The organism is Paenibacillus sp. FSL K6-1330 (assembly GCF_037976825.1).
Classification (GTDB): domain Bacteria; phylum Bacillota; class Bacilli; order Paenibacillales; family Paenibacillaceae; genus Paenibacillus_AQ.
The window spans coordinates 5908346-5926388 of the sequence record NZ_CP150269.1 but is presented as its reverse complement, the minus strand read 5'-3'; the positions used below and the strand labels follow the sequence as shown (position 1 = coordinate 5926388).

Annotated in this window: 19 protein-coding genes and 1 riboswitch; of the genes, 17 read left to right on the top strand and 2 right to left on the bottom strand. The window is 49.9% G+C overall.

Translation table 11 applies throughout. The features are described 5' to 3' along the window. Nucleotides 1-71: 71 nt before the first annotated feature. Nucleotides 72-1298 (bottom strand): FAD-binding oxidoreductase, encoded by a 1227-nt coding sequence (locus NYE54_RS26950; RefSeq protein WP_339267498.1) that lies wholly within the window; start codon nt 1296-1298, stop codon nt 72-74. 140 nt (nt 1299-1438) lie between these two features. Between NYE54_RS26950 and NYE54_RS26945 the strand changes: the two genes are divergently transcribed. From NYE54_RS26945 to NYE54_RS26885, 13 genes are all read left to right on the top strand, one after another. After that, nucleotides 1439-1675 carry a hypothetical protein gene (locus NYE54_RS26945; RefSeq protein WP_339267496.1) on the top strand — a complete coding sequence of 79 codons (237 nt, stop codon included), beginning with the start codon at nt 1439-1441 and terminating at the stop codon, nt 1673-1675. Nucleotides 1676-1721: 46 nt separating this feature from the next. After that, nucleotides 1722-2117, top strand: coding sequence for a spore coat protein (locus NYE54_RS26940; protein ID WP_339267494.1), 396 nt, complete (start codon nt 1722-1724; stop codon nt 2115-2117). A gap of 177 nt (nt 2118-2294) precedes the next feature. Further along, nucleotides 2295-2795: an Lrp/AsnC family transcriptional regulator gene (locus NYE54_RS26935; RefSeq protein WP_076324518.1), complete on the top strand. Its 501-nt coding sequence runs from the start codon at nt 2295-2297 to the stop codon at nt 2793-2795. A gap of 14 nt (nt 2796-2809) precedes the next feature. After that, nucleotides 2810-4015, top strand: a complete 1206-nt coding sequence (locus tag NYE54_RS26930; protein ID WP_076324517.1) for an aminotransferase class I/II-fold pyridoxal phosphate-dependent enzyme — start codon at nt 2810-2812, stop codon at nt 4013-4015. 118 nt (nt 4016-4133) lie between these two features. Beyond that, entirely contained in the window at nt 4134-4397 is a 264-nt protein-coding gene (locus NYE54_RS26925) for an aspartyl-phosphate phosphatase Spo0E family protein (RefSeq protein ID WP_076324516.1), read from the top strand. 242 nt (nt 4398-4639) lie between these two features. After that, nucleotides 4640-5200: a cob(I)yrinic acid a,c-diamide adenosyltransferase gene (locus tag NYE54_RS26920; protein WP_076324515.1), complete on the top strand. Its 561-nt coding sequence runs from the start codon at nt 4640-4642 to the stop codon at nt 5198-5200. Nucleotides 5201-5203: 3 nt separating this feature from the next. Then, the gene (locus tag NYE54_RS26915) at nt 5204-6220 is read left to right on the top strand and encodes an RluA family pseudouridine synthase (RefSeq protein WP_339267491.1); all 1017 of its coding nucleotides are present in this window, start codon (nt 5204-5206) and stop codon (nt 6218-6220) included. Nucleotides 6221-6257: 37 nt separating this feature from the next. Beyond that, nucleotides 6258-6620 (top strand): arsenate reductase family protein, encoded by a 363-nt coding sequence (locus NYE54_RS26910; protein ID WP_339267489.1) that lies wholly within the window; start codon nt 6258-6260, stop codon nt 6618-6620. Between the two features lie 391 nt (nt 6621-7011). Then, nucleotides 7012-7908, top strand: a complete 897-nt coding sequence (locus NYE54_RS26905; RefSeq protein ID WP_202619001.1) for a 5'-3' exonuclease H3TH domain-containing protein — start codon at nt 7012-7014, stop codon at nt 7906-7908. Between the two features lie 2 nt (nt 7909-7910). Continuing rightward, nucleotides 7911-8753 (top strand): molybdate ABC transporter substrate-binding protein, encoded by an 843-nt coding sequence (gene modA, locus NYE54_RS26900; protein WP_339267486.1) that lies wholly within the window; start codon nt 7911-7913, stop codon nt 8751-8753. Continuing rightward, nucleotides 8750-9433, top strand: a complete 684-nt coding sequence (modB, locus tag NYE54_RS26895; RefSeq protein ID WP_339267484.1) for a molybdate ABC transporter permease subunit — start codon at nt 8750-8752, stop codon at nt 9431-9433. The genes modA and modB overlap by 4 nt, the downstream gene beginning before the upstream one ends. A 94-nt stretch (nt 9434-9527) precedes the next feature. Next, nucleotides 9528-10424 carry an ROK family protein gene (locus NYE54_RS26890; protein ID WP_215159249.1) on the top strand — a complete coding sequence of 299 codons (897 nt, stop codon included), beginning with the start codon at nt 9528-9530 and terminating at the stop codon, nt 10422-10424. Between the two features lie 184 nt (nt 10425-10608). After that, nucleotides 10609-11634 (top strand): HRDC domain-containing protein, encoded by a 1026-nt coding sequence (locus NYE54_RS26885; RefSeq protein WP_098748554.1) that lies wholly within the window; start codon nt 10609-10611, stop codon nt 11632-11634. A gap of 79 nt (nt 11635-11713) precedes the next feature. Here the strand turns inward: NYE54_RS26885 and corA are convergent, their stop codons facing one another. Next, nucleotides 11714-12649, bottom strand: coding sequence for a magnesium/cobalt transporter CorA (corA, locus tag NYE54_RS26880; protein ID WP_076324508.1), 936 nt, complete (start codon nt 12647-12649; stop codon nt 11714-11716). Nucleotides 12650-13084: 435 nt separating this feature from the next. After that, nucleotides 13085-13214, top strand: a riboswitch (SAM riboswitch). A gap of 132 nt (nt 13215-13346) precedes the next feature. On the opposite strand from corA, the gene metA reads away from it, so the two are divergent. The 4 genes from metA to mqnC all read left to right on the top strand — a co-directional run bounded on the left by metA (nt 13347) and on the right by mqnC (nt 17992). Beyond that, on the top strand, nt 13347-14264 hold the full coding sequence (gene metA / locus NYE54_RS26875; protein ID WP_098748553.1) for a homoserine O-succinyltransferase: 918 nt from the start codon (nt 13347-13349) through the stop codon (nt 14262-14264). Nucleotides 14265-14288: 24 nt separating this feature from the next. Further along, a complete protein-coding gene (locus tag NYE54_RS26870) occupies nt 14289-15473 on the top strand; it encodes a PLP-dependent transferase (RefSeq protein ID WP_339267481.1) in 1185 nt (394 codons plus the stop codon). Beyond that, nucleotides 15470-16693: an aminotransferase class I/II-fold pyridoxal phosphate-dependent enzyme gene (locus NYE54_RS26865; protein WP_339267479.1), complete on the top strand. Its 1224-nt coding sequence runs from the start codon at nt 15470-15472 to the stop codon at nt 16691-16693. The genes NYE54_RS26870 and NYE54_RS26865 overlap by 4 nt, the downstream gene beginning before the upstream one ends. 165 nt (nt 16694-16858) lie before the next feature. Then, a complete protein-coding gene (mqnC, locus tag NYE54_RS26860; protein ID WP_339267477.1) occupies nt 16859-17992 on the top strand; it encodes a cyclic dehypoxanthinyl futalosine synthase in 1134 nt (377 codons plus the stop codon). The last annotated feature ends 51 nt before the right edge of the window (nt 17993-18043 follow it).

Here is an 18043-nt window from a genome sequence, read left to right as displayed (position 1 = left end):
CGGCGTAACCCTACAACGGAAGAAGGTATCTCCAAGGCCCCATGGCCAATAAGGAGATACCTTCAATTATTTTATGTGATTTTCAGGTCGATTGGCCGTATCAAGGAGAACCATTTCAGCTCTTCGGGCTCACGTCCTGCAATCGTCTCGGCCAGCAGATCCGCAGCGATCATGCTGTAAACGGTCCCGTTTCCGCCATACACCTCGATAAAGTAGCTGTGCGGATACTGCGGGTGTCTGCCGATCAACGGGATGCCGTCTTGGGTTGTGGCAAACACGCCGGCCCAACTGCAAGCGATTTTCAAATCCGTCATATGGGGGAACAGTTTCTGGATTTCATTTAGCAATCTCCGGCCTCTCGGTTCAGCGTATTCCTCTGGTTTGCCTGAAGGACGAAGCGGTTCATCCAGCCCTCCGGCTATGATTCGCTGATCCGGCGTTGTCCGGAAATAGAGATAAGGGCGATTTGTTTCCCATATGAATGCTCGCTTGTACCATGAAGACAGATCGGATACAGGCTCCGTCAGGATGGCATAGGTGTTGAGCAGCTCCGCTTGATAATCAGGCTTCCATTCTTGGGTGCTATACCCGGTGGCCCAGATCACGTTCCTGGCGAGGACGCTTCCTTCATCGGTTAAGACGGTGACATCGCTGTCGGTATACCGAGTTTCCTTCACTTCGCTATTTTCGTAAATTCGCAGCCCATGCTCCCAGGCATCTTGAAGAAGATTATGCCCAAAACGGTAGGGATCGACTTCGGCATCGCCGCGAGTATAGATGGCAGCTTCTTTTGAGAACGGAAAGTTAGCCTTCACATGCTCGCGGCTCCAGTACTCCACATCGAAGCCCTTTCGTTTGAGCAGGTCATACTCATGGCGAAGCATGCCGACATCTTGGGGGTTACTGGCATAGTAGAGGCTGCTTCGCGGGGTCAAGCCGGAATCCCTGGACAGATGATTTGCAATTTCGGTGAGCCGACGTACGGCGTTTCTGCACATCATGTAGAAGGAGGAGCCCTGTTGTTCGTTAAATTGTTGGATCAGATCAGATAGGGGGCAGTCGTTGGAGAATTGCAACAGCCCCGAATTGGCGGATGTGCTGCCTTCGCATACGCGTTTTTTGTCCAGCAGGACGGTGTCCACGCCTTGCTTGGTCAGCACATAGGCCATCAGCGCACCGCTAATACCGCCGCCGACAATTAGCACATCACAGCTGAGCTGTTCTGATAGACCGGGGTATCTTTTTACAGGTTCGGTGTTTAAATATTTCCAGGGCGTTGTTCCGCCGGTCAGTAACATGGTCCCTCACCCCCTCATTGTCACATTGTTATTAGTTTGGACGTTCCTTTCGTATTTAATGACATCTCACGACATAGATTTTTATATAGGTGGCATACTAGCCCTGTGCAACCTAATTGGAAAGGGGAACAAACACAAAGATGACACCTAATCAGCAATTACAGCCTCTAACCTCAAAAGAACTGGACTATATTGCGGATTGCATTTCCAACGAGAGCATGCTGGCCAAGCATTGTGCCGCGACAGCCGCAGCCAGTCAAAATCCTGCAATCCAGCAGGCGCTGCTGGAATTCGTAGGACGCCATGAGCAGCATCTCGATACATTGGTTAACTCACTGCAGATCCACAGCAATATCGCGCCGACGCAGCCTCAATAAGAGGAGATATAGACCAGGATGCATAATTGTTAAGGAGGAACGACTTATGATAACGCCTAATGGATCTTCGCACCTGCCCGAAGAGGATATGCTTAGCCCTATTCTGGGAGAACTGAAACGGGTCGTGCGAGAGTATACGACAGCTACAACGGAAGCTTCTTGTCCTGATGTCCGTCAAATGTTTACGGATCTGACTGCGGATACACTGAAGCTGCAAGGTGAATTTTTTAATATGATGAAGCAGCAGAACATGTATACCGCGCCTCGGCATGCATTGAAATACGATGTGGACAAGCAGTATAAGCAAGCGCAGCAGTCCCAGCAAAAAACACGGGAAATCATTAATCAAAAAACTTCCGGTATGGGCGCGTACGCGCATCATCCGAATGTACCGCCGCATACCACTAATGTAGCCCCTACATCTAATAATGTAACCCAATAATCCCATGGTTAACTCAAACAATAAGCCGATGACACCTGCAGCCCGTTGCTGCAGTGATGCATCGGTATTTTTTTTTGCACATCCCGTGTAAGTTATTGTAATATAAGTATTAATCTCTGTTCCGAAATATCATGCATGAAGAAAGGTTATTCGGAATAAGTGCTGGAGGATACGTATATGGAAGAGCTTAGCGAATTGAAACTGAAGGTGCTTGACCTGCTGAAAGAAGACGCGAGAAGATCGCCGGCTCTACTCTCTACTCTACTCGGTGTAGATGAGGAAGAAATAAAGACCTCCATTGCGGAGCTTGAACGAGATCACGTTATTGTTAAGTATGCGACCGTTGTCAACTGGGGCAAGATGGAAGACGAGAAGGTTACGGCGCTGATCGAGGTTCAAATTACACCTGAGCGCGGAAGAGGCTTTGAAGGAATTGCCGAGCGGATTTATTTATTCCCGCAGGTGAAGTCGGTCTATCTTATGTCTGGCGCCTACGACTTGCTGGTTGAAGTGGAAGGCAGAAACTTGCGTGAGGTGGCCAACTTTGTTTCGGAGAAACTGTCACCTATCGATTCTGTATTATCGACCAAAACCAATTTTATTTTAAAAAAATATAAACAAGACGGGATTATTTTTGAAGAACGTCAAGAAGACAATCGTCTCCTGATCTCGCCGTAAAGGAAGCGTGTGCTATGATTGTGAACGAACAGCAGCTTGCAGAAAATAACAGGAAATCGATGAGCTCCTATTTGGCGCCTAGGGTCAGGGACATTCAACCCTCCGGAATCCGGAAATTTTTTGATCTCGTCAGTGGAAATAAGGATATTATCACACTTGGTGTCGGTGAGCCTGATTTCGTAACGCCGTGGCATGTACGAGAAGCCTGCGTGTATTCATTGGAGCGCGGGTTTACAGGATATACGTCCAATGCCGGTATGCCGGAACTGCGGGAGGCGATCGCGGAATATTTGAACGACAGTTTCCACGTGACTTATAATCCTGCCAATGAAATGATTGTAACCGTAGGCGGCAGTGAAGCGATTGATCTGGCGCTGCGTGCCTTGATTGTACCCGGTGATGAAATTCTGATTCCCGAGCCGTGTTACATTTCTTACTCGCCGATTGCTTCAATCGGTGGCGGGGTACCCGTTGGTATTGAAACGACGGCAGAGCATCATTTCAAACTGACGGCCGAGGCGCTTGAAGCGCAAATCACGCCCAAATCGAAGATTCTAATCCTGTGCTACCCAAGCAATCCGACGGGAGCCATCATGACTTATGAGGATTGGCTGCCCATTGCAGAAGTGGTGGAAAAACACGATTTGATTGTGATCTCCGATGAAATCTATGCGGAGCTCACATATGAAGGCAAACATGTCAGCTTTGCCTCGATGCCAGGCATGATGGACCGCACCATACTGGTGAGCGGCTTCTCGAAGGCGTTTGCTATGACCGGTTGGCGTATGGGGTATGTGTGTGCTCATGCCGATCTGATCGGCGCCATGCTGAAAATACACCAATATACGGTTATGTGTGCACCCGCAATGGGGCAAGTCGCCGCGCTCGAAGCATTGCGCAACGGTATGGGGGAGAAGGATCGAATGGTTGAATCCTATAACCAGCGGCGCAGACTGGTGGTTCAAGGGCTGCGCGAGATCGGTTTGGATTGCCACGAACCACAGGGAGCGTTTTACGCATTTCCAAGTATCAAGCGAACGGGGCTCGGCTCAGAAGAATTTGCCCAGCGCTTGCTGACTGAGGCCAAGGTGGCTGCCGTGCCAGGCACCGCATTCGGTCTAGGCGGGGAAGGATTCATCCGCTGCTCTTATGCTACATCCATTGCCCAGCTGAATGAGGCCTTGGAGAGAATGGGCAATTTTGTGGAAAAAATAAAGTAGACAAGGAATTCGTTGAACTTTTTCCTTGAATTAACAAAAAAATCACTTTCCATTGGGAAAATATATGTTATAATTTTATTTTGGGGGCAGAATTTTACTTTCCAAGGAGGGATCACCAGTGTTTTGTGATTATGAATTGTCAAACTACCGTGGTGACTATACGGCTGAAGGCGATAATCACGGTAAATGGTCAATTAAATCAGCCAAATCCACTCCTCAGGAAATTACCTTGGAAGACGAAATTCACATGCTTCGCCGGAAGATGGAACAGATTTTTTTGGAAGAGCAGTCCTTTACGTCCGAAATTGTCATCGAGATCAGCAGTTTGCTGGATTTGAAGATTAACGAATATATGAAGGCTCATCCAAAAAAGAAACTATAAAATACGATTTGATTGAATAATACAAGGCTGCTCCTGAGTGCAATGACTCAAGGATCAGCCTTGTTTGCGTTTAAATGATTTCCCCTGGATGGTAGAACCTCGCTCCGGAATCATGACCCGCCTGGGACTTATTCCGCCATAGAGGGACCGTTATCCGAAATTATGCTATAGTTGAGCATAATAAAATAAGAAATATGATGTTCGTTCAATAAGGAACGGACTTTGAAATGGAGGAAGATGGGATGAAGGTATATACGAGAACGGGAGATGCGGGGGAAACTTCAATTATTGGTGGTCGCGTGCCCAAGGATGATCCGCGCATCGAAGCGTATGGCACGATCGATGAACTGAACAGTTTTGTCGGTCAAGCTGTATTTTTGGCCAAGGAAGCCGACTTTGAGGAGCTGCATCTTCAGCTCGTTCGAATCCAGCATGAACTGTTCGATTGCGGTTCGGATCTGGCCTATGCGAGACCTCGCGAGGATAAACTCAAGGTAGGCGCCGAGCTAGTGGATAATCTGGAGGTATGGCTGGATGCATTCGAGGAGAAGAACCCTCCGCTTGAACGATTTATCTTGCCAGGCGGAAGCGCGTTGTCTTCGTTGCTTCATGTATGTCGGACCGTATGCCGCCGCGCTGAGCGGTTGACCGTTTCGCTGCAGCGAACCACGGAAATCAATCCGGAGGTTCGCCGGTATTTGAACCGATTGTCCGACTATTTCTTTGTGACTGCTCGGGCAGCCAATGTGCACGCCGGGATTCCAGATGTCGAATATGAGCGAAGTGGAAAGGTGTTTCGGTAATTCATGAGTTTGTACTATCCGCCAATCAGCTATGTCGTGTCCCCCCACGAAGACGGCATGCTGCTTAAGACTATATTGCAAAAACGAATGGGGGTATCCCGCAAGCTGCTCTCGCGCCTCAAGTTGACCGAGCAGGGCATTATGCTGAACGGGACCCGTGTATACATTAGCGTGAAAGTGCATGCGGGAGATCTGGTTGAAATTCGGATGGAGCAGGAACGTTCAGACGATATGCTGCCCCAGCCGATGGACCTTCATATTCTATACGAGGATGAGCATCTGCTTGTTCTGAACAAGCCGGCAGGGATCATTGTGCATCCGACGCATGGTCATTATACGGACACACTGGCGAACGGCGTTGTCCACTACTGGCAGGAGAAGGGCTGGAATTACCGGTTCCGAGCGGTTCACAGGCTGGATCAGGAAACTTCCGGCGTGTTGGTGGTGGCCAAGAATCCGTATATCCACCAGCATGTTTCCGAACAAATGATAGCCGGCACGGTCGACAAGAGGTATGTTGCATTTGTTCATGGCAAGCCTGCTTTGCCGTCAGGCGATATTGACGGTCCGATTGATCGGGATCCTTTAGAGCCCCACCGCCGCATCTTAACCCCGGACGGATATCCTTCATTGACACGGTATCAGGTATGCGAAACCTATCATTCCGCATCCTTGGTTGAATTGAAGCTGGAAACGGGCCGGACCCATCAAATTCGGGTGCATATGCTTAGCATCGGTTGTCCATTGATTGGAGATCAGATGTATAGGCATCCGGTATACAGTGAGCGGGAGTTACGATCAGATGGGACGGAAACTGCGTCCTATGGGAACGAGGGGTCGGCAGAGCCGGAAGTCGGATCATGCATCATGAGGGTGGACCGCTATATGGGCAGGCAGGCACTGCATGCAGCAAGCCTGACACTGATTCACCCGATTGAGGGGAACACGATGGTATTCACAGCTCCGCTTCCTGAGGATATGAACTCTCTGAGAAATATGCTTGCGCAAGAGGCGACTTAAATATTTTCAAAACAACAAGAGAAGGAGAACGTATCGAATGAGCAAACTGAAAGTATATCAATATCCGAAATGCGGGACATGCCGTAACGCGGTCAAATGGCTGCAGAACGAAGGACATGAGCTGGAACTTCAAAATATTTTTGAACAACCGCCAGAGCAGGAAGAATTAGCCAATCTTATCGATAAGAGCGGCCTGGAGCTTAAGAAATTTTTCAATACGAGTGGCGAGGTCTACAAGGAAATGAACCTGAAAGACAAACTGCCTGGACTTTCCGATGAGGAGAAAATCGAACTGTTGTCGTCCAACGGAAGATTGATCAAGCGTCCAATCGTGACGGACGGAAGTAAAGTGACCGTCGGCTTCAAAGCAGAACAATATCAGGAGTCATGGCAGAAGTAGAATGGCTATTTTGGTCGGAGGCAATGACGGCCCAATTGAGGCCGGTTGAAAGAACTGAGTGGCCCCATTGTTGAAGATCAACGATCCGGAATAGACACATTTTCCTGCTGATGAAGGTAGAGCATCCCAAGGTCTTTTGGCCGCCGGGATGCTCTTTCGTTTTAAGAGATAATAACATCCGAGGCTTAGCATCCTTATCTCGCAAGAAAAACTTCCTCTATATGCGGTCTGTCTACTGAGAAAGTACGTCGATAGACGTTTTTCTTATGAACAGGCAATGATAGGAAATTCAAAGAAATACCTTGTGACAAGCCCAAGTCTATATAGGGATATGGTATAATGACAAGGTATATTTAAGGTTATACCAGAGAAGTTAAAGTTAGGAGCGATCATGACTGTGATACCCAATCAACAACCATCCTTAATGCTTGTAGACGGGATGGCTTTATTATTTCGTGCTTACTATGCAACCGCGTCAAGCGGCTATATCCGTCGAACCAAAGCGGGGGTGCCGACCAACGCGATTTATGGCTTCCTGCGGTATATGTGGGATGCTATCGATAAATTTCAGCCTACCCATGTAGCTTGCTGCTGGGATATGGGTTCGAAAACATTTCGTACCGAGCAATTCGCCTCGTATAAAGGCAATCGTCCGGAAGCGCCGGATGATCTGGTTCCGCAGTTTTCGTTGGTTCGTGATGTGACGGAATGTCTGGGAATTCCGAACCTGGGCGTCGTGGGCTATGAGGCCGATGATTGCATCGGTACGCTTGCCAGACGGTACGGGGATAGCATGAATGTCATGATCCTGTCGGGGGACCACGATCTGCTTCAGCTCGTGAACGATTCCACTTCCGTCATTATCATGAAAAAGGGACACGGCAATTATATGCACTATACCCCGGAAACGCTGTATGCCGAAAAAGGACTTTCCCCAAGACAGGTTATCGATGTGAAAGGCCTGATGGGAGATACAAGTGATAATTATCCTGGCGTACGTGGGATTGGCGAGAAAACGGCGGTCAAGCTGATTCAGGAGTATGAAACCGTGGAAGGAATTCTTGCGAATCTTGAGTCACTGACCAAAGGGGTCCGCACCAAGATCGAGGCAGATCTGGAAATGCTGCATCTGTCCAGGTCTTTGGCGGAAATCCATTGTGAGGTTCCAATGGAGTGCGAACTGGAACTATGCCGCTTGAGCGTGGATCACGAACGTGCATTAACCAAACTGGAGGAGCTTGAGATGAAGAGCTTGGGCCATCTTTTTGGGGTGGCGGTGGTTTCCTAGTTATGTGGAGACAGTTTAATTTCGGTAGAAAATCAATCTTGACCGGATTACTGCTTGGGGCCATGCTGCTTCTTATATCCGCATGTGCCTCCAATCAGACTCCTTTAACCGATACCTCTAAGCCGCCCTCAGGGGCTGAGAAGAAGGTTGAAGTTATGGTTTCGGCAGCAGCAAGTCTCAAATCCAGCCTGGAAGAGACCGGACGACGATTTGAAGCAGAGTTTCCGAATGTTACGCTGCGTTATAATTTTGGCGGTTCGGGCTCTCTAGGACAACAGCTTGAGCAAGGGGCGCCTGTAGATTTGTTTGTATCCGCGGCAACGGAGCCGATGGATCGACTGGTCGAGAAGGGGATCGTACAATCCGATGCGGTTCAGTTAATGTTTCGAAATGCGTTGGTGCTGATTGAGCCTGTTGGCAAACAGAACGTGAAGCAGTTATCCGATCTGCTCAAACCTGAAGTACGAGTTCTGGCTATCGGGCAGCCGGATACTGTACCGGCCGGGGAGTACGCGAAGGAGACTCTTCAGAATGAAGGCCTTTGGGAAGATGTCGAATCCAAGGCGGTGTATGCCAAGGACGTGACGCAAGTTCTCGCTTATGTGGAGTCGGGGAATGCGGATGCCGGTTTTGTGTACAAAACCGATCTGAAGAGTTCCGCCAAGGCAACACTTGCGCTTGAGGTTGACCCGGACAAGCACCAGCCGATCGAATATCCTGCAGCGGTTCCGGGCAATGCCAAGCATCCGCAGGAGGCTGAGGCGTTCCTCAAATTTATGCGGAAGCCAGAGATCAGGGATATCTTCACGGAAGCTGGATTTGAGGTAGCGGAGGCGTCGCCGTGACTGCGACCGAAATGTTCTGGATGCCGGTATGGCTGTCGATAAAAACATCACTGCTGTCCAGCATCATTGCATTTATACTGGGATTAGCGGCAGCGCGCTGGATGTCCAGGCGCTCGTTTGTCGGCAAGACGGCGGTTGAAACGCTGCTGATGCTTCCGCTTGTGCTTCCACCTACGGTGGTTGGCTTTCTTCTGCTTGTCATGCTGGGCAGAAACAGCTGGATTGGCGCAGCTGCGCAATGGCTGTTTGCCAGGCCCATCATTTTCAGTTGGGGGGCCGCGGTTATAGCGGCTATTGTGGTCTCGTTTCCGCTTGTGTATCAGAGCATGCGGGTAGGCTTTGAGTCCGTGGAACCGGAGCTTGAGGATTCGGCGCGATCGGCAGGGGCCGGCGAATGGCAGGTGCTTCGCTGGATTACGCTGCCGCTTGTCCGCAGAGCGGGGATTTCGGCGTTCATTCTGGCTTTTGCCAGAGGTTTAGGTGAATTTGGGGCAACCTGGATGGTTGCAGGCAATATACCGGGTGTTACGCAAACGCTGCCCACGGCGATTTACGTTGCGGTAAGCAATGGCGAGAGCGGGCTGGCGTGGGCGTGGACGGCTGTCATTATTTTGTTCTCTTGGCTGTTGCTGGCCGCGTCAGGAACGGGCAGAAACAGAGAAAGAGGCGGGCGGACTTGACGGGAGCACAATGTTTACATATGCTTCGAATAGAGCTTGTTAGCAACTATATAGAGAACAAGGCATAGCACATCGTGGAGAGGATGGAAGAAGCATGAGTTTACTTGGAGCAATTGAAGCAGGAGGAACCAAGTTCGTTTGCGGCGTGGGTATGGAGGATGGAACGGTTGTGGAGCGAGTGAGCTTCCCGACAACAACCCCTGAAGAAACCATGGCAAACGTCTTTAACTTTTTTGCTGATAAGGATATAGAGGCGATCGGAGTCGGTTCTTTCGGACCGATTGATCCGGTGAAGGGCAGCCCGACTTATGGCTGCATTACTACGACACCGAAACCTCATTGGAGCAATTACAATATTGTCAAAGCATTGGAAGAGCGTTTTAATGTTCCGATTGGATTTGATACCGATGTAAACGGAGCCGCTCTTGGAGAATATACATGGGGCGCTGCCCAGGGACTGGATAGCTGTCTGTATATCACCATCGGAACGGGAGTAGGAGCAGGCGCCGTGGTAGCTGGTGAATTGATTCACGGTTTGTCTCATCCGGAGATGGGTCATATTTATGTGCGCCGCCATCCGGAAGACCGGTATGAAGGGACATGCCCTTATCATGCAGACTGTCTGGAGGGGCTTGCTGCCGGACCGTCTCTTGGCAAACGTTGGGGAGTTCCCGGTGTGGAATTGACGCCGGATCATCCGGCTTGGGAGATGGAAGCTTATTATCTGGCTCAAGCGCTGATGAATTATGTCCTCATTCTGTCCCCACAGCGTATCGTGATGGGTGGAGGCGTTATGAAGCAGGAGCAGCTGTTCCCGCTGATCCGCACGAAGCTTCAGGAGCTGCTGGCCGGATATGTTCAGCATCCAAGCCTTCATGATGGGATTGATCAATTTATCGTTCCGCCGATGCTCGGCGATAATGCGGGTCTCTGCGGCGCATTGGCGTTGGCCAAGCTGGCAGTAGATGAGGCCAAGAGCGTTCAAGCTTGACCCTATTTCTTATATAGAGTGAATCAAAATTAGGTTGATTTTATTACAGATTATGGTATTATGATTTCAACAGTATAACGTATGGAACGGGAAGCACCTTTCTTTGTCGCTGCGGCGGAGGAGAGGTGCTTTTTTGCGTTGTTCCATCGTTGTGCTGAATGCGTAAGCGGGAGGTATTTGAGGGATGCAAATTGTGTTCATGAATCAGATGAGCGGAGCGGATGAGTCAGGTCACATCCGTTCTGCTCAAGTATGGATCGGTGAAGAAGAGGGGGGATGGCGGCTTGGCTGGCGGAACATGGAACCGGACGGTGATGTATCCGATGATGAGTGGTATGAAGGAAATTCATGGAATGAGTTATTATGCGTGTACCGACATCAATTAGCGAAGAAGCTTGGAGAGGGCTTCCGGCCGCTAGTTGAGGGGGTATTCCATGAACCGGGAGAGACTGGAGGCAAGAATCTCGGCGCTCAGAAGCTGCAGTGCTACAGTGAGCTGTATGGCTCGGAGGAGTTGTACACGGAGCTGTGTGCTTGGCGCAGAAGAAAGGCGGCCTCCGGAAGAAAAGCACCTTATTTCATAGCCAGCAATCGAGTGCTGCGTATGATTAGCGCCTTCATCCCCCAGAATGAGGAAGAGCTGCTGCAGCTTCCGGGAATCGGGGTCAGCAAGGCTTCGGAGCATGGGGCGGAGTGGCTGGAGATCACGACGAAAATTGAACGAACCACAACCTTTCCACTGGATTGGGTTTACGAGCAGCTGCAGGAAGAGGTGTTCTTGTCCTGGCTGTATAAACAGAAGGAGCAGCGATACAAGCAAGAGCTCGACCGCTTCCGAATCCGCCGTACGATGCTGATTGGGATAGCTGAGGGAGCTTCACTGGCCCAGCTGGAAGAGCGCACCTCGTTATCTCGTCGGGATTTGGTTGAGGAATTGGAGGGGCTCGAGAAGGAAGGTTATGATACGGAGCAACTGCTTGAGGTTGAATTGAATACGATGACGGCTTCAGAGCAGGCAACGGTATGGAAGGCGTTTGAAGAGCTGGGCGATACGTTTCTTAAACCCGTATTACAACGGGTATATGGAGAAGGACAAGCCCGGAATGGAGAGGTAGAAGACATTGGCGGAATGGAGAAGCTGTATGAGCGGCTGCGCCTGATACGGATTCGCTTCCGGCGGGAAGAGTCTGGCAAAGCAAACGCAAGCTAATCCGCATAAACGAAAATCAGGACGGATTTCCTCGTGGCAAGGAGATCCGTCCTGATTCTGTCTGTGGTTCTGTGGTATTTCATATCCAGTCTTTTTTACGGAACAGATAAAACATAAGAGCACCGGCAAAAACCATGATGCCTAGAACCACATAATAAGAGTATTTCCAGTGAAGCTCAGGCATATTGTCAAAGTTCATGCCGTAGATGCCCGTAATCAGCGTCAGTGGAATGAAGATGGTTGTAATAGCGGTAAACACACGCATGATTTCATTGGCCCGATTGGCGATACTGGATTGGTAAGCCTCTCGAAGGTTCCCCATGAGATCTCGATAAGTCTCGAAGGTCTCGGAAATTTTCACGGCATTTTCATAGATGTCGCTGAAATATTTTTGCAGCTGGTCATCGATCAGCCGTAGGTCTTTTTTGTTCAGAGTATTGATGACTTCCTTCTGCGGTCCAAGCACTTTTTTCAACCATAGAATCTCGCTTCGCAGACCGATAATCTCGCTTAAGTGGGATTTTTTGGTATGCATGAGGATGTCTTCCTCCAGCTTTTCAATCCGTGCTTCAATGCGGTCCCCAACGGAGAAATAGTTGTCCGTGACGAGGTCGATCAAGAGATAGAGGAAGCGGTCAGGCGTGCTGACTTCATCCTCCCAGAGAAGCGGTTTAACGCTGCGAAGCTCGTGGATCTTTTGCTTGGTCATCGTAATAATAAAATGCCTGCCCAAGAAAACGTTCAATGCCCGAAGGAAAATTTCTTCGTCGTCAAACCGGATGCTGTTCACAACGATAAAATAGTGGTTCTCATATATTTCAATTTTTGGACGCTGCTCTTCTTCGCTGAGGCAATCCTCAACCGCAAGATCATGCAGGGAGAAGAGAGGTTGCAGTTCGGCTAAATCATCCTCGTCCGCATCCAGCCAGTAGAAGCCGCTGGCCGGAGGGGTCAGCGTCATTTCGATGTCATCAACAGGGGTAAATACGCCCGAATCGACCAACCGGATTTTCATCTGATATCACTCCTTTGTCAAATACAAGCTGCTTGGTTAAGCAGTAAAGGCACAGGATATCAGCCCACCGGTGTAGGGGCATGTCAAGGAAGGTTAGAATACGATAAAAGCGCATGAAAAATAACGCCGTCCTCTGCCGGTAGACTGATCTTAATCCTATGCGGTTGTGCGTCTTGATCTAGTTTCTGGCTCGGGTCACCGTCCATCTTCCATGTCACCTCTTTCATACTCGGTTTTCAACAGCACTTGTCTAGTATAACGCCGGGTGTAGGACCTTTCAAGTTGAAATCCGGCGCAGCCAAGGACCATGGTACAGGGTATGGAAACCTTCGGTGAAGTGTGACAAACTTTATGAAAAGGTTCTTGACGAAAAATTGGGAATGATTTAAAGTAAGTATCAATTACGAACAATTTAAGACAACTGAATAAAGCGAAATCTTATCAAGAGCAGGTGGAGGGACTAGCCCTATGAAACCCGGCAACCGGCGGCAACATCGCACGGTGCTAATTCTTGCAGGAGATACGACGCTTCTTAGAAGCCGTTGTATAGTCTGACAGATGAGAGAGGCGCATTGTGATACGTATATGATGACCTTTCTCTACTTTGAGAAAGGTTTCTTGCGTTTATACAGTCTAACGCTCTTTCTCACAGCTTTTTATGGATGTATCATTTCATATTTCGAAGGAGTGAGCCACGATGCCGATTAAAATTCCGGACGCCTTGCCGGCAAAGGAAGTTCTGGCTGGAGAAAACATTTTTGTCATGGATGAGAGTCACGCATTTCATCAGGATATCCGTCCATTGCGGATTGCTATTCTGAACTTGATGCCAACCAAGGAAACGACGGAGACCCAATTATTGCGATTGATCGGTAACTCCCCGCTCCAGGTGGATGTTGTCCTTCTTCATCCGAGTTCCCACGTTTCGAAGAATACGTCGGCTGAGCATCTGAAATCATTTTACAAAACCTTTGAAGAAGTGAAGAACCGTCGTTTTGACGGCATGATCATTACAGGAGCTCCAGTCGAGCAGTTGGAGTTTGAAGAAGTGAATTACTGGAATGAGCTTACTGAAATTTTTGAATGGACCAAGACGCATGTGACCTCCACGCTCCATATTTGCTGGGCATCGCAAGCCGGGCTTTATTATCATTACGGCGTGCCGAAATACAGCCTCGAAGAAAAATGCTTTGGCGTATTTCCACATACGATCAATGAAGCGTGTACCAAGCTGCTCCGCGGCTTTGACGAAATGTTCTTTGTTCCGCACTCTCGTCATACGGAAGTTCGGCGCGAAGACATTACAGGCATTGACGATCTGGTCATCCTGTCCGAGTCCGAGGAAGCAGGAATTTATTTAGTTTCAAGCCGGGATGGCAAGCAGATATTTGCCACAGGACATTCCGAGTATGATGCGGACTCCCTGAAATGGGAGTATGACCGGGACGCTGCCAAAGGAATGGATATCGCGCTGCCGCGCAACTATTACCCGAATGATGATCCAACAAGGACGCCTCCGTCCATATGGCGAGCGCATGCAAACTTATTATTTACTAATTGGCTCAATTACTATGTATATCAGGAAACGCCATACGATATTGGTCCGCAAATATAGAAGTATACGGGAGGAGAGTTTGTGATGGAGAAGAAACCTTTGAATATAGAGAGCCGGCTGGCACAGATCGGGTCGGTGCAAGAACCGGTAACCGGAGCCGTGAATTTTCCGATTTATCAGGCTACGGCATACCGCCATCCCAAATTAGGCCAGAGCACAGGGTTTGATTACACCCGTACGAAAAATCCGACCCGTTCGGTACTGGAGGACGCCTGCGCCGAGCTGGAATCCGGTGATGCCGGCTTTGCCTGCAGCTCGGGCATGGCTGCCCTTCAGACGATTTTTGCTTTGTTCGGTCAAGGGGATCATCTGATTGTATCGCTGGATTTGTATGGAGGGACGTATAGGCTTCTGGAGCGGATCATGTCCAAGTTTGGCGTAACGGCTACGTACGTGGATACGAATGACCTGGATGCGCTGGAAGGGGCAAGAAGGCCCAACACGAAGGCTGTATTTATCGAAACGCCGACCAATCCGCTTATGATGATTACGGATATCGAAGCCGTCTGTACGTGGGCAAGGCGGCATCAACTGATCAGCATCGTGGATAATACGCTTTTGACTCCATATTTCCAAAGACCTATCGAGCTTGGGGCGGATATTGTCATACATAGCGCCACCAAGTATTTGGGAGGACATAACGATGTGCTGGCGGGTATCATCGTAACGAAGGGCAAGGAACTATCGGAAGAGATGGCTTTCCTTCATAATTCCATCGGCGCGGTGTTAAGCCCGACCGATTCCTATCAGCTGATGAGAGGAATGAAGACGCTTGCCCTGCGCATGGATCGGCATGAAGCGAATGCAACCGCAGTGGCAACATTTTTGACAACTCACCCAGCGATTGGCGAGGTGTATTATCCTGCCCTGCCGGATCATCCGGGACATGACATCCAGAATCGTCAATCCAGCGGCAACACCGGCATCTTCTCCTTCAAGGTGAAGGACGCCCGCTATGTGGAGCCCGTGCTGCGGCACATTAAACTGATTGCGTTCGCAGAAAGCCTGGGGGGCGTCGAGTCTCTGATGACCTACCCTGCCGTCCAGACCCATGCGGACATCCCGCTTGAGATTCGGGAAGCGATCGGTGTGGATGACCGCTTGCTCCGGTTCTCGGTCGGCATCGAGCATGCGGATGATCTGATCGCGGATTTGGATGCTGCACTGAGCGCAGCCATAGCTGAAGTGGAAGGGAGCACGCGAGAATGAGCATCGATAAAGGTCCATCAGGCTTGGAAACGCAAACCAAGCAGTTATCAGCAAAACGGGGACATGAAGAAGATGAACTCCGTTTCGAGACGAAACTATTGCATTTCGGCGGGGAAATCGACCGGGCAACCGGCGCTTCCAGCGTTCCGATCTATCAAGCCTCGACATTTCATCATGAGGACATCTTTAACCCGCCGCTGCACGATTACAGTCGATCCGGCAATCCGACGAGGCAGGCGCTGGAAGAATATATCGCCCTCTTGGAGGGAGGCGTACGCGGTTTCGCTTATGCTTCCGGTATGGCGGCGATCTCCAGCTCGTTCATGCTGCTCTCCGCGGGCGATCATATGATCGTGACGGAGGATGTGTACGGCGGAACCTACCGCCTGCTAACCAGCATTTTAAGTCGTATGGGCATCGAGAGCACCTTCGTAGATATGACCGATCTGGATCAGGTGAAGGCTGCTCTCAAACCGAATACGAAAGCTGTCTATATGGAGACCCCTTCGAACCCGACTCTGAAAATTACCGATATTGGTGCCGTGACGGATTGGGCGAAGGAGCATGGACTGCTTACCCTGCTGGATAATACGTTCATGACGCCGTTTTACCAGCGTCCGATTGAATTCGGTGTGGATATCGTCATTCACAGCGCGACCAAATTCCTTGGCGGACACAGCGATGTGCTGGCAGGTCTCGCGGTAGCCAGAACCCAGGAGCTTGGAGACCAATTGAAACAGCTGCAAAATGGTTTGGGCACGGTGCTTGGGGTCCAGGATTCCTGGCTCCTTATGCGCGGCATGAAGACGCTCAGCACGCGTATGGCCCACTCCGAGCAAAGTGCAGCCAAGCTGGCGGCCTGGCTGCAAGGAAGAAGCGATATTGAGCAAGTGTACTACCCTGGTCTCTTGAATCATCCGGGACGTGAGGTCCATGAGAAGCAATCAAGCGGTTATGGCGCGGTCATCTCCTTTGACGTCGGCTCAGGCGAGCGTGCCAAGCAGGTGCTGAACCATGTGAAGCTGCCGCTGGTAGCGGTCAGCCTGGGAGCTGTGGAGAGCATCTTGTCTTACCCGACGATGATGTCCCATGCAGCTATGGGCGAGAAGGTTCGGCATGAACGCGGAATTACGGATGGTTTGCTCCGTTTCTCGGTCGGACTCGAGGATGTGGACGATCTGATTGCTGATCTGGATCGGGCTTTTGCTGCAAGTTACTAAAGATTTGCATGAAGTTAGGGACGTCATTTGAAGATTTGCCAAATCATAGAATTCGGCATCCTGTCACGGACGGGATGTCGTTTTTAATGCCGGATTGTGGTAGGATGAGATAGAAAAAGTTTTACTGGTGTTTGTTATTTTGCTCTAAGTAGGGAGGCTGCAAGAATGAGTGCGGTAAACCGTATATTGGATAAAGCTTTACGCGGTGAGCGTTTAAACCTCGAAGATACCGTGACGCTTTTTGAAAGTGATGAGATTGAGAAAATGGGTCATGCGGCGGATGTGATGACAAAGCGTCTGCATCCGGATCCTATCACGACATTTGTTATCGGCCGGAATATCAATTACACGAACATATGTGATGTATTCTGCCGTTTCTGTGCTTTTTATCGCCGACCGGGCTCTTCTGAGGGCTACGTTCTGCCCGATGAGACGATCTTCCAGAAGATTCAGGAAACCGAGGATGTGAACGGTACTGAAATTCTGATGCAGGGCGGAGTCAATCCGGATTTGCCTTTCAATTATTATACGGATCTGCTTCGCAATATTAAGAAGCGGTTTCCTAACATTACGATGCATTCCTTCTCCCCGGCGGAAATTATGAAGATGGTGGAGATCTCCGGGCTTACGCTCGAAGAGGTGATGCGCGAGCTTCACAGCGCGGGTCTGGACTCATTGCCTGGTGGCGGTGCAGAGATTTTGGATGATCGTATCCGCAAAAAAGTCAGCCGTCTGAAAGGCACATGGCGCCAGTGGATGGATGTCATGCAAACGGCCCATAAAGTCGGCATGAACACGACGGCTACTATGGTGATCGGCCTGGGCGAAACGATGGAAGAGCGTGCGCTACATATGCTTCGCGTGCGTGATGCGCAGGATGAATGCATTCAGAACGGTTATGATTCCAAAGGCTTCCTGGCCTTCATTCCATTTACGTTCCAGCCGGACAACACGAACCTTAAGCGTGAGCGTGAAACGCCGGAGGCGTACTTGAAGACGGTAGCCATCGGTCGCTTGGCAATCGATAACGTTCCGAATTTGCAGTCGTCCTGGGTAACGATGGGACCTGAGATCGGCAAGCTGTCACTCAGCTATGGCTGTAATGACTTTGGCAGCACGATGATGGAGGAGAACGTGGTTTCTTCCGCAGGAGCCGTGTATAAGGTCAATATTGAATCGATTATTCAATTGATCCGCGAGACCGGCAACATTCCGGCTCAACGCAACACCCGGTATGATATTCTGCGCGTGTTCGAAGATAACAGCACCGTTGAGCGCGACTTCGTCATGCAGAACTAATTCTATACTTCATGAAGATCCGCAAGGCGGGCCGAGCAACTCGGTCCGCTT

What these genes read in the sequence shown, in the direction of transcription:
- NYE54_RS26935 (WP_076324518.1), top strand. Translation starts at nt 2,295, where the DNA reads ATGGAAGAGCTTAGCGAATTGAAACTGAAGGTGCTTGACCTGCTGAAA.
- NYE54_RS26950 (WP_339267498.1), bottom strand. Translation starts at nt 1,298, where the DNA reads ATGTTACTGACCGGCGGAACAACGCCCTGGAAATATTTAAACACCGAA.
- NYE54_RS26910 (WP_339267489.1), top strand. Translation starts at nt 6,258, where the DNA reads ATGAGCAAACTGAAAGTATATCAATATCCGAAATGCGGGACATGCCGT.
- NYE54_RS26940 (WP_339267494.1), top strand. Translation starts at nt 1,722, where the DNA reads ATGATAACGCCTAATGGATCTTCGCACCTGCCCGAAGAGGATATGCTT.
- NYE54_RS26865 (WP_339267479.1), top strand. Translation starts at nt 15,470, where the DNA reads ATGAGCATCGATAAAGGTCCATCAGGCTTGGAAACGCAAACCAAGCAG.
- NYE54_RS26905 (WP_202619001.1), top strand. Translation starts at nt 7,012, where the DNA reads ATGACTGTGATACCCAATCAACAACCATCCTTAATGCTTGTAGACGGG.
- NYE54_RS26870 (WP_339267481.1), top strand. Translation starts at nt 14,289, where the DNA reads ATGGAGAAGAAACCTTTGAATATAGAGAGCCGGCTGGCACAGATCGGG.
- mqnC (WP_339267477.1), top strand. Translation starts at nt 16,859, where the DNA reads ATGAGTGCGGTAAACCGTATATTGGATAAAGCTTTACGCGGTGAGCGT.
- corA (WP_076324508.1), bottom strand. Translation starts at nt 12,649, where the DNA reads ATGAAAATCCGGTTGGTCGATTCGGGCGTATTTACCCCTGTTGATGAC.
- NYE54_RS26885 (WP_098748554.1), top strand. Translation starts at nt 10,609, where the DNA reads ATGCAAATTGTGTTCATGAATCAGATGAGCGGAGCGGATGAGTCAGGT.
- metA (WP_098748553.1), top strand. Translation starts at nt 13,347, where the DNA reads ATGCCGATTAAAATTCCGGACGCCTTGCCGGCAAAGGAAGTTCTGGCT.
- modA (WP_339267486.1), top strand. Translation starts at nt 7,911, where the DNA reads ATGTGGAGACAGTTTAATTTCGGTAGAAAATCAATCTTGACCGGATTA.
- NYE54_RS26930 (WP_076324517.1), top strand. Translation starts at nt 2,810, where the DNA reads ATGATTGTGAACGAACAGCAGCTTGCAGAAAATAACAGGAAATCGATG.
- NYE54_RS26915 (WP_339267491.1), top strand. Translation starts at nt 5,204, where the DNA reads ATGAGTTTGTACTATCCGCCAATCAGCTATGTCGTGTCCCCCCACGAA.
- NYE54_RS26945 (WP_339267496.1), top strand. Translation starts at nt 1,439, where the DNA reads ATGACACCTAATCAGCAATTACAGCCTCTAACCTCAAAAGAACTGGAC.
- NYE54_RS26920 (WP_076324515.1), top strand. Translation starts at nt 4,640, where the DNA reads ATGAAGGTATATACGAGAACGGGAGATGCGGGGGAAACTTCAATTATT.
- NYE54_RS26890 (WP_215159249.1), top strand. Translation starts at nt 9,528, where the DNA reads ATGAGTTTACTTGGAGCAATTGAAGCAGGAGGAACCAAGTTCGTTTGC.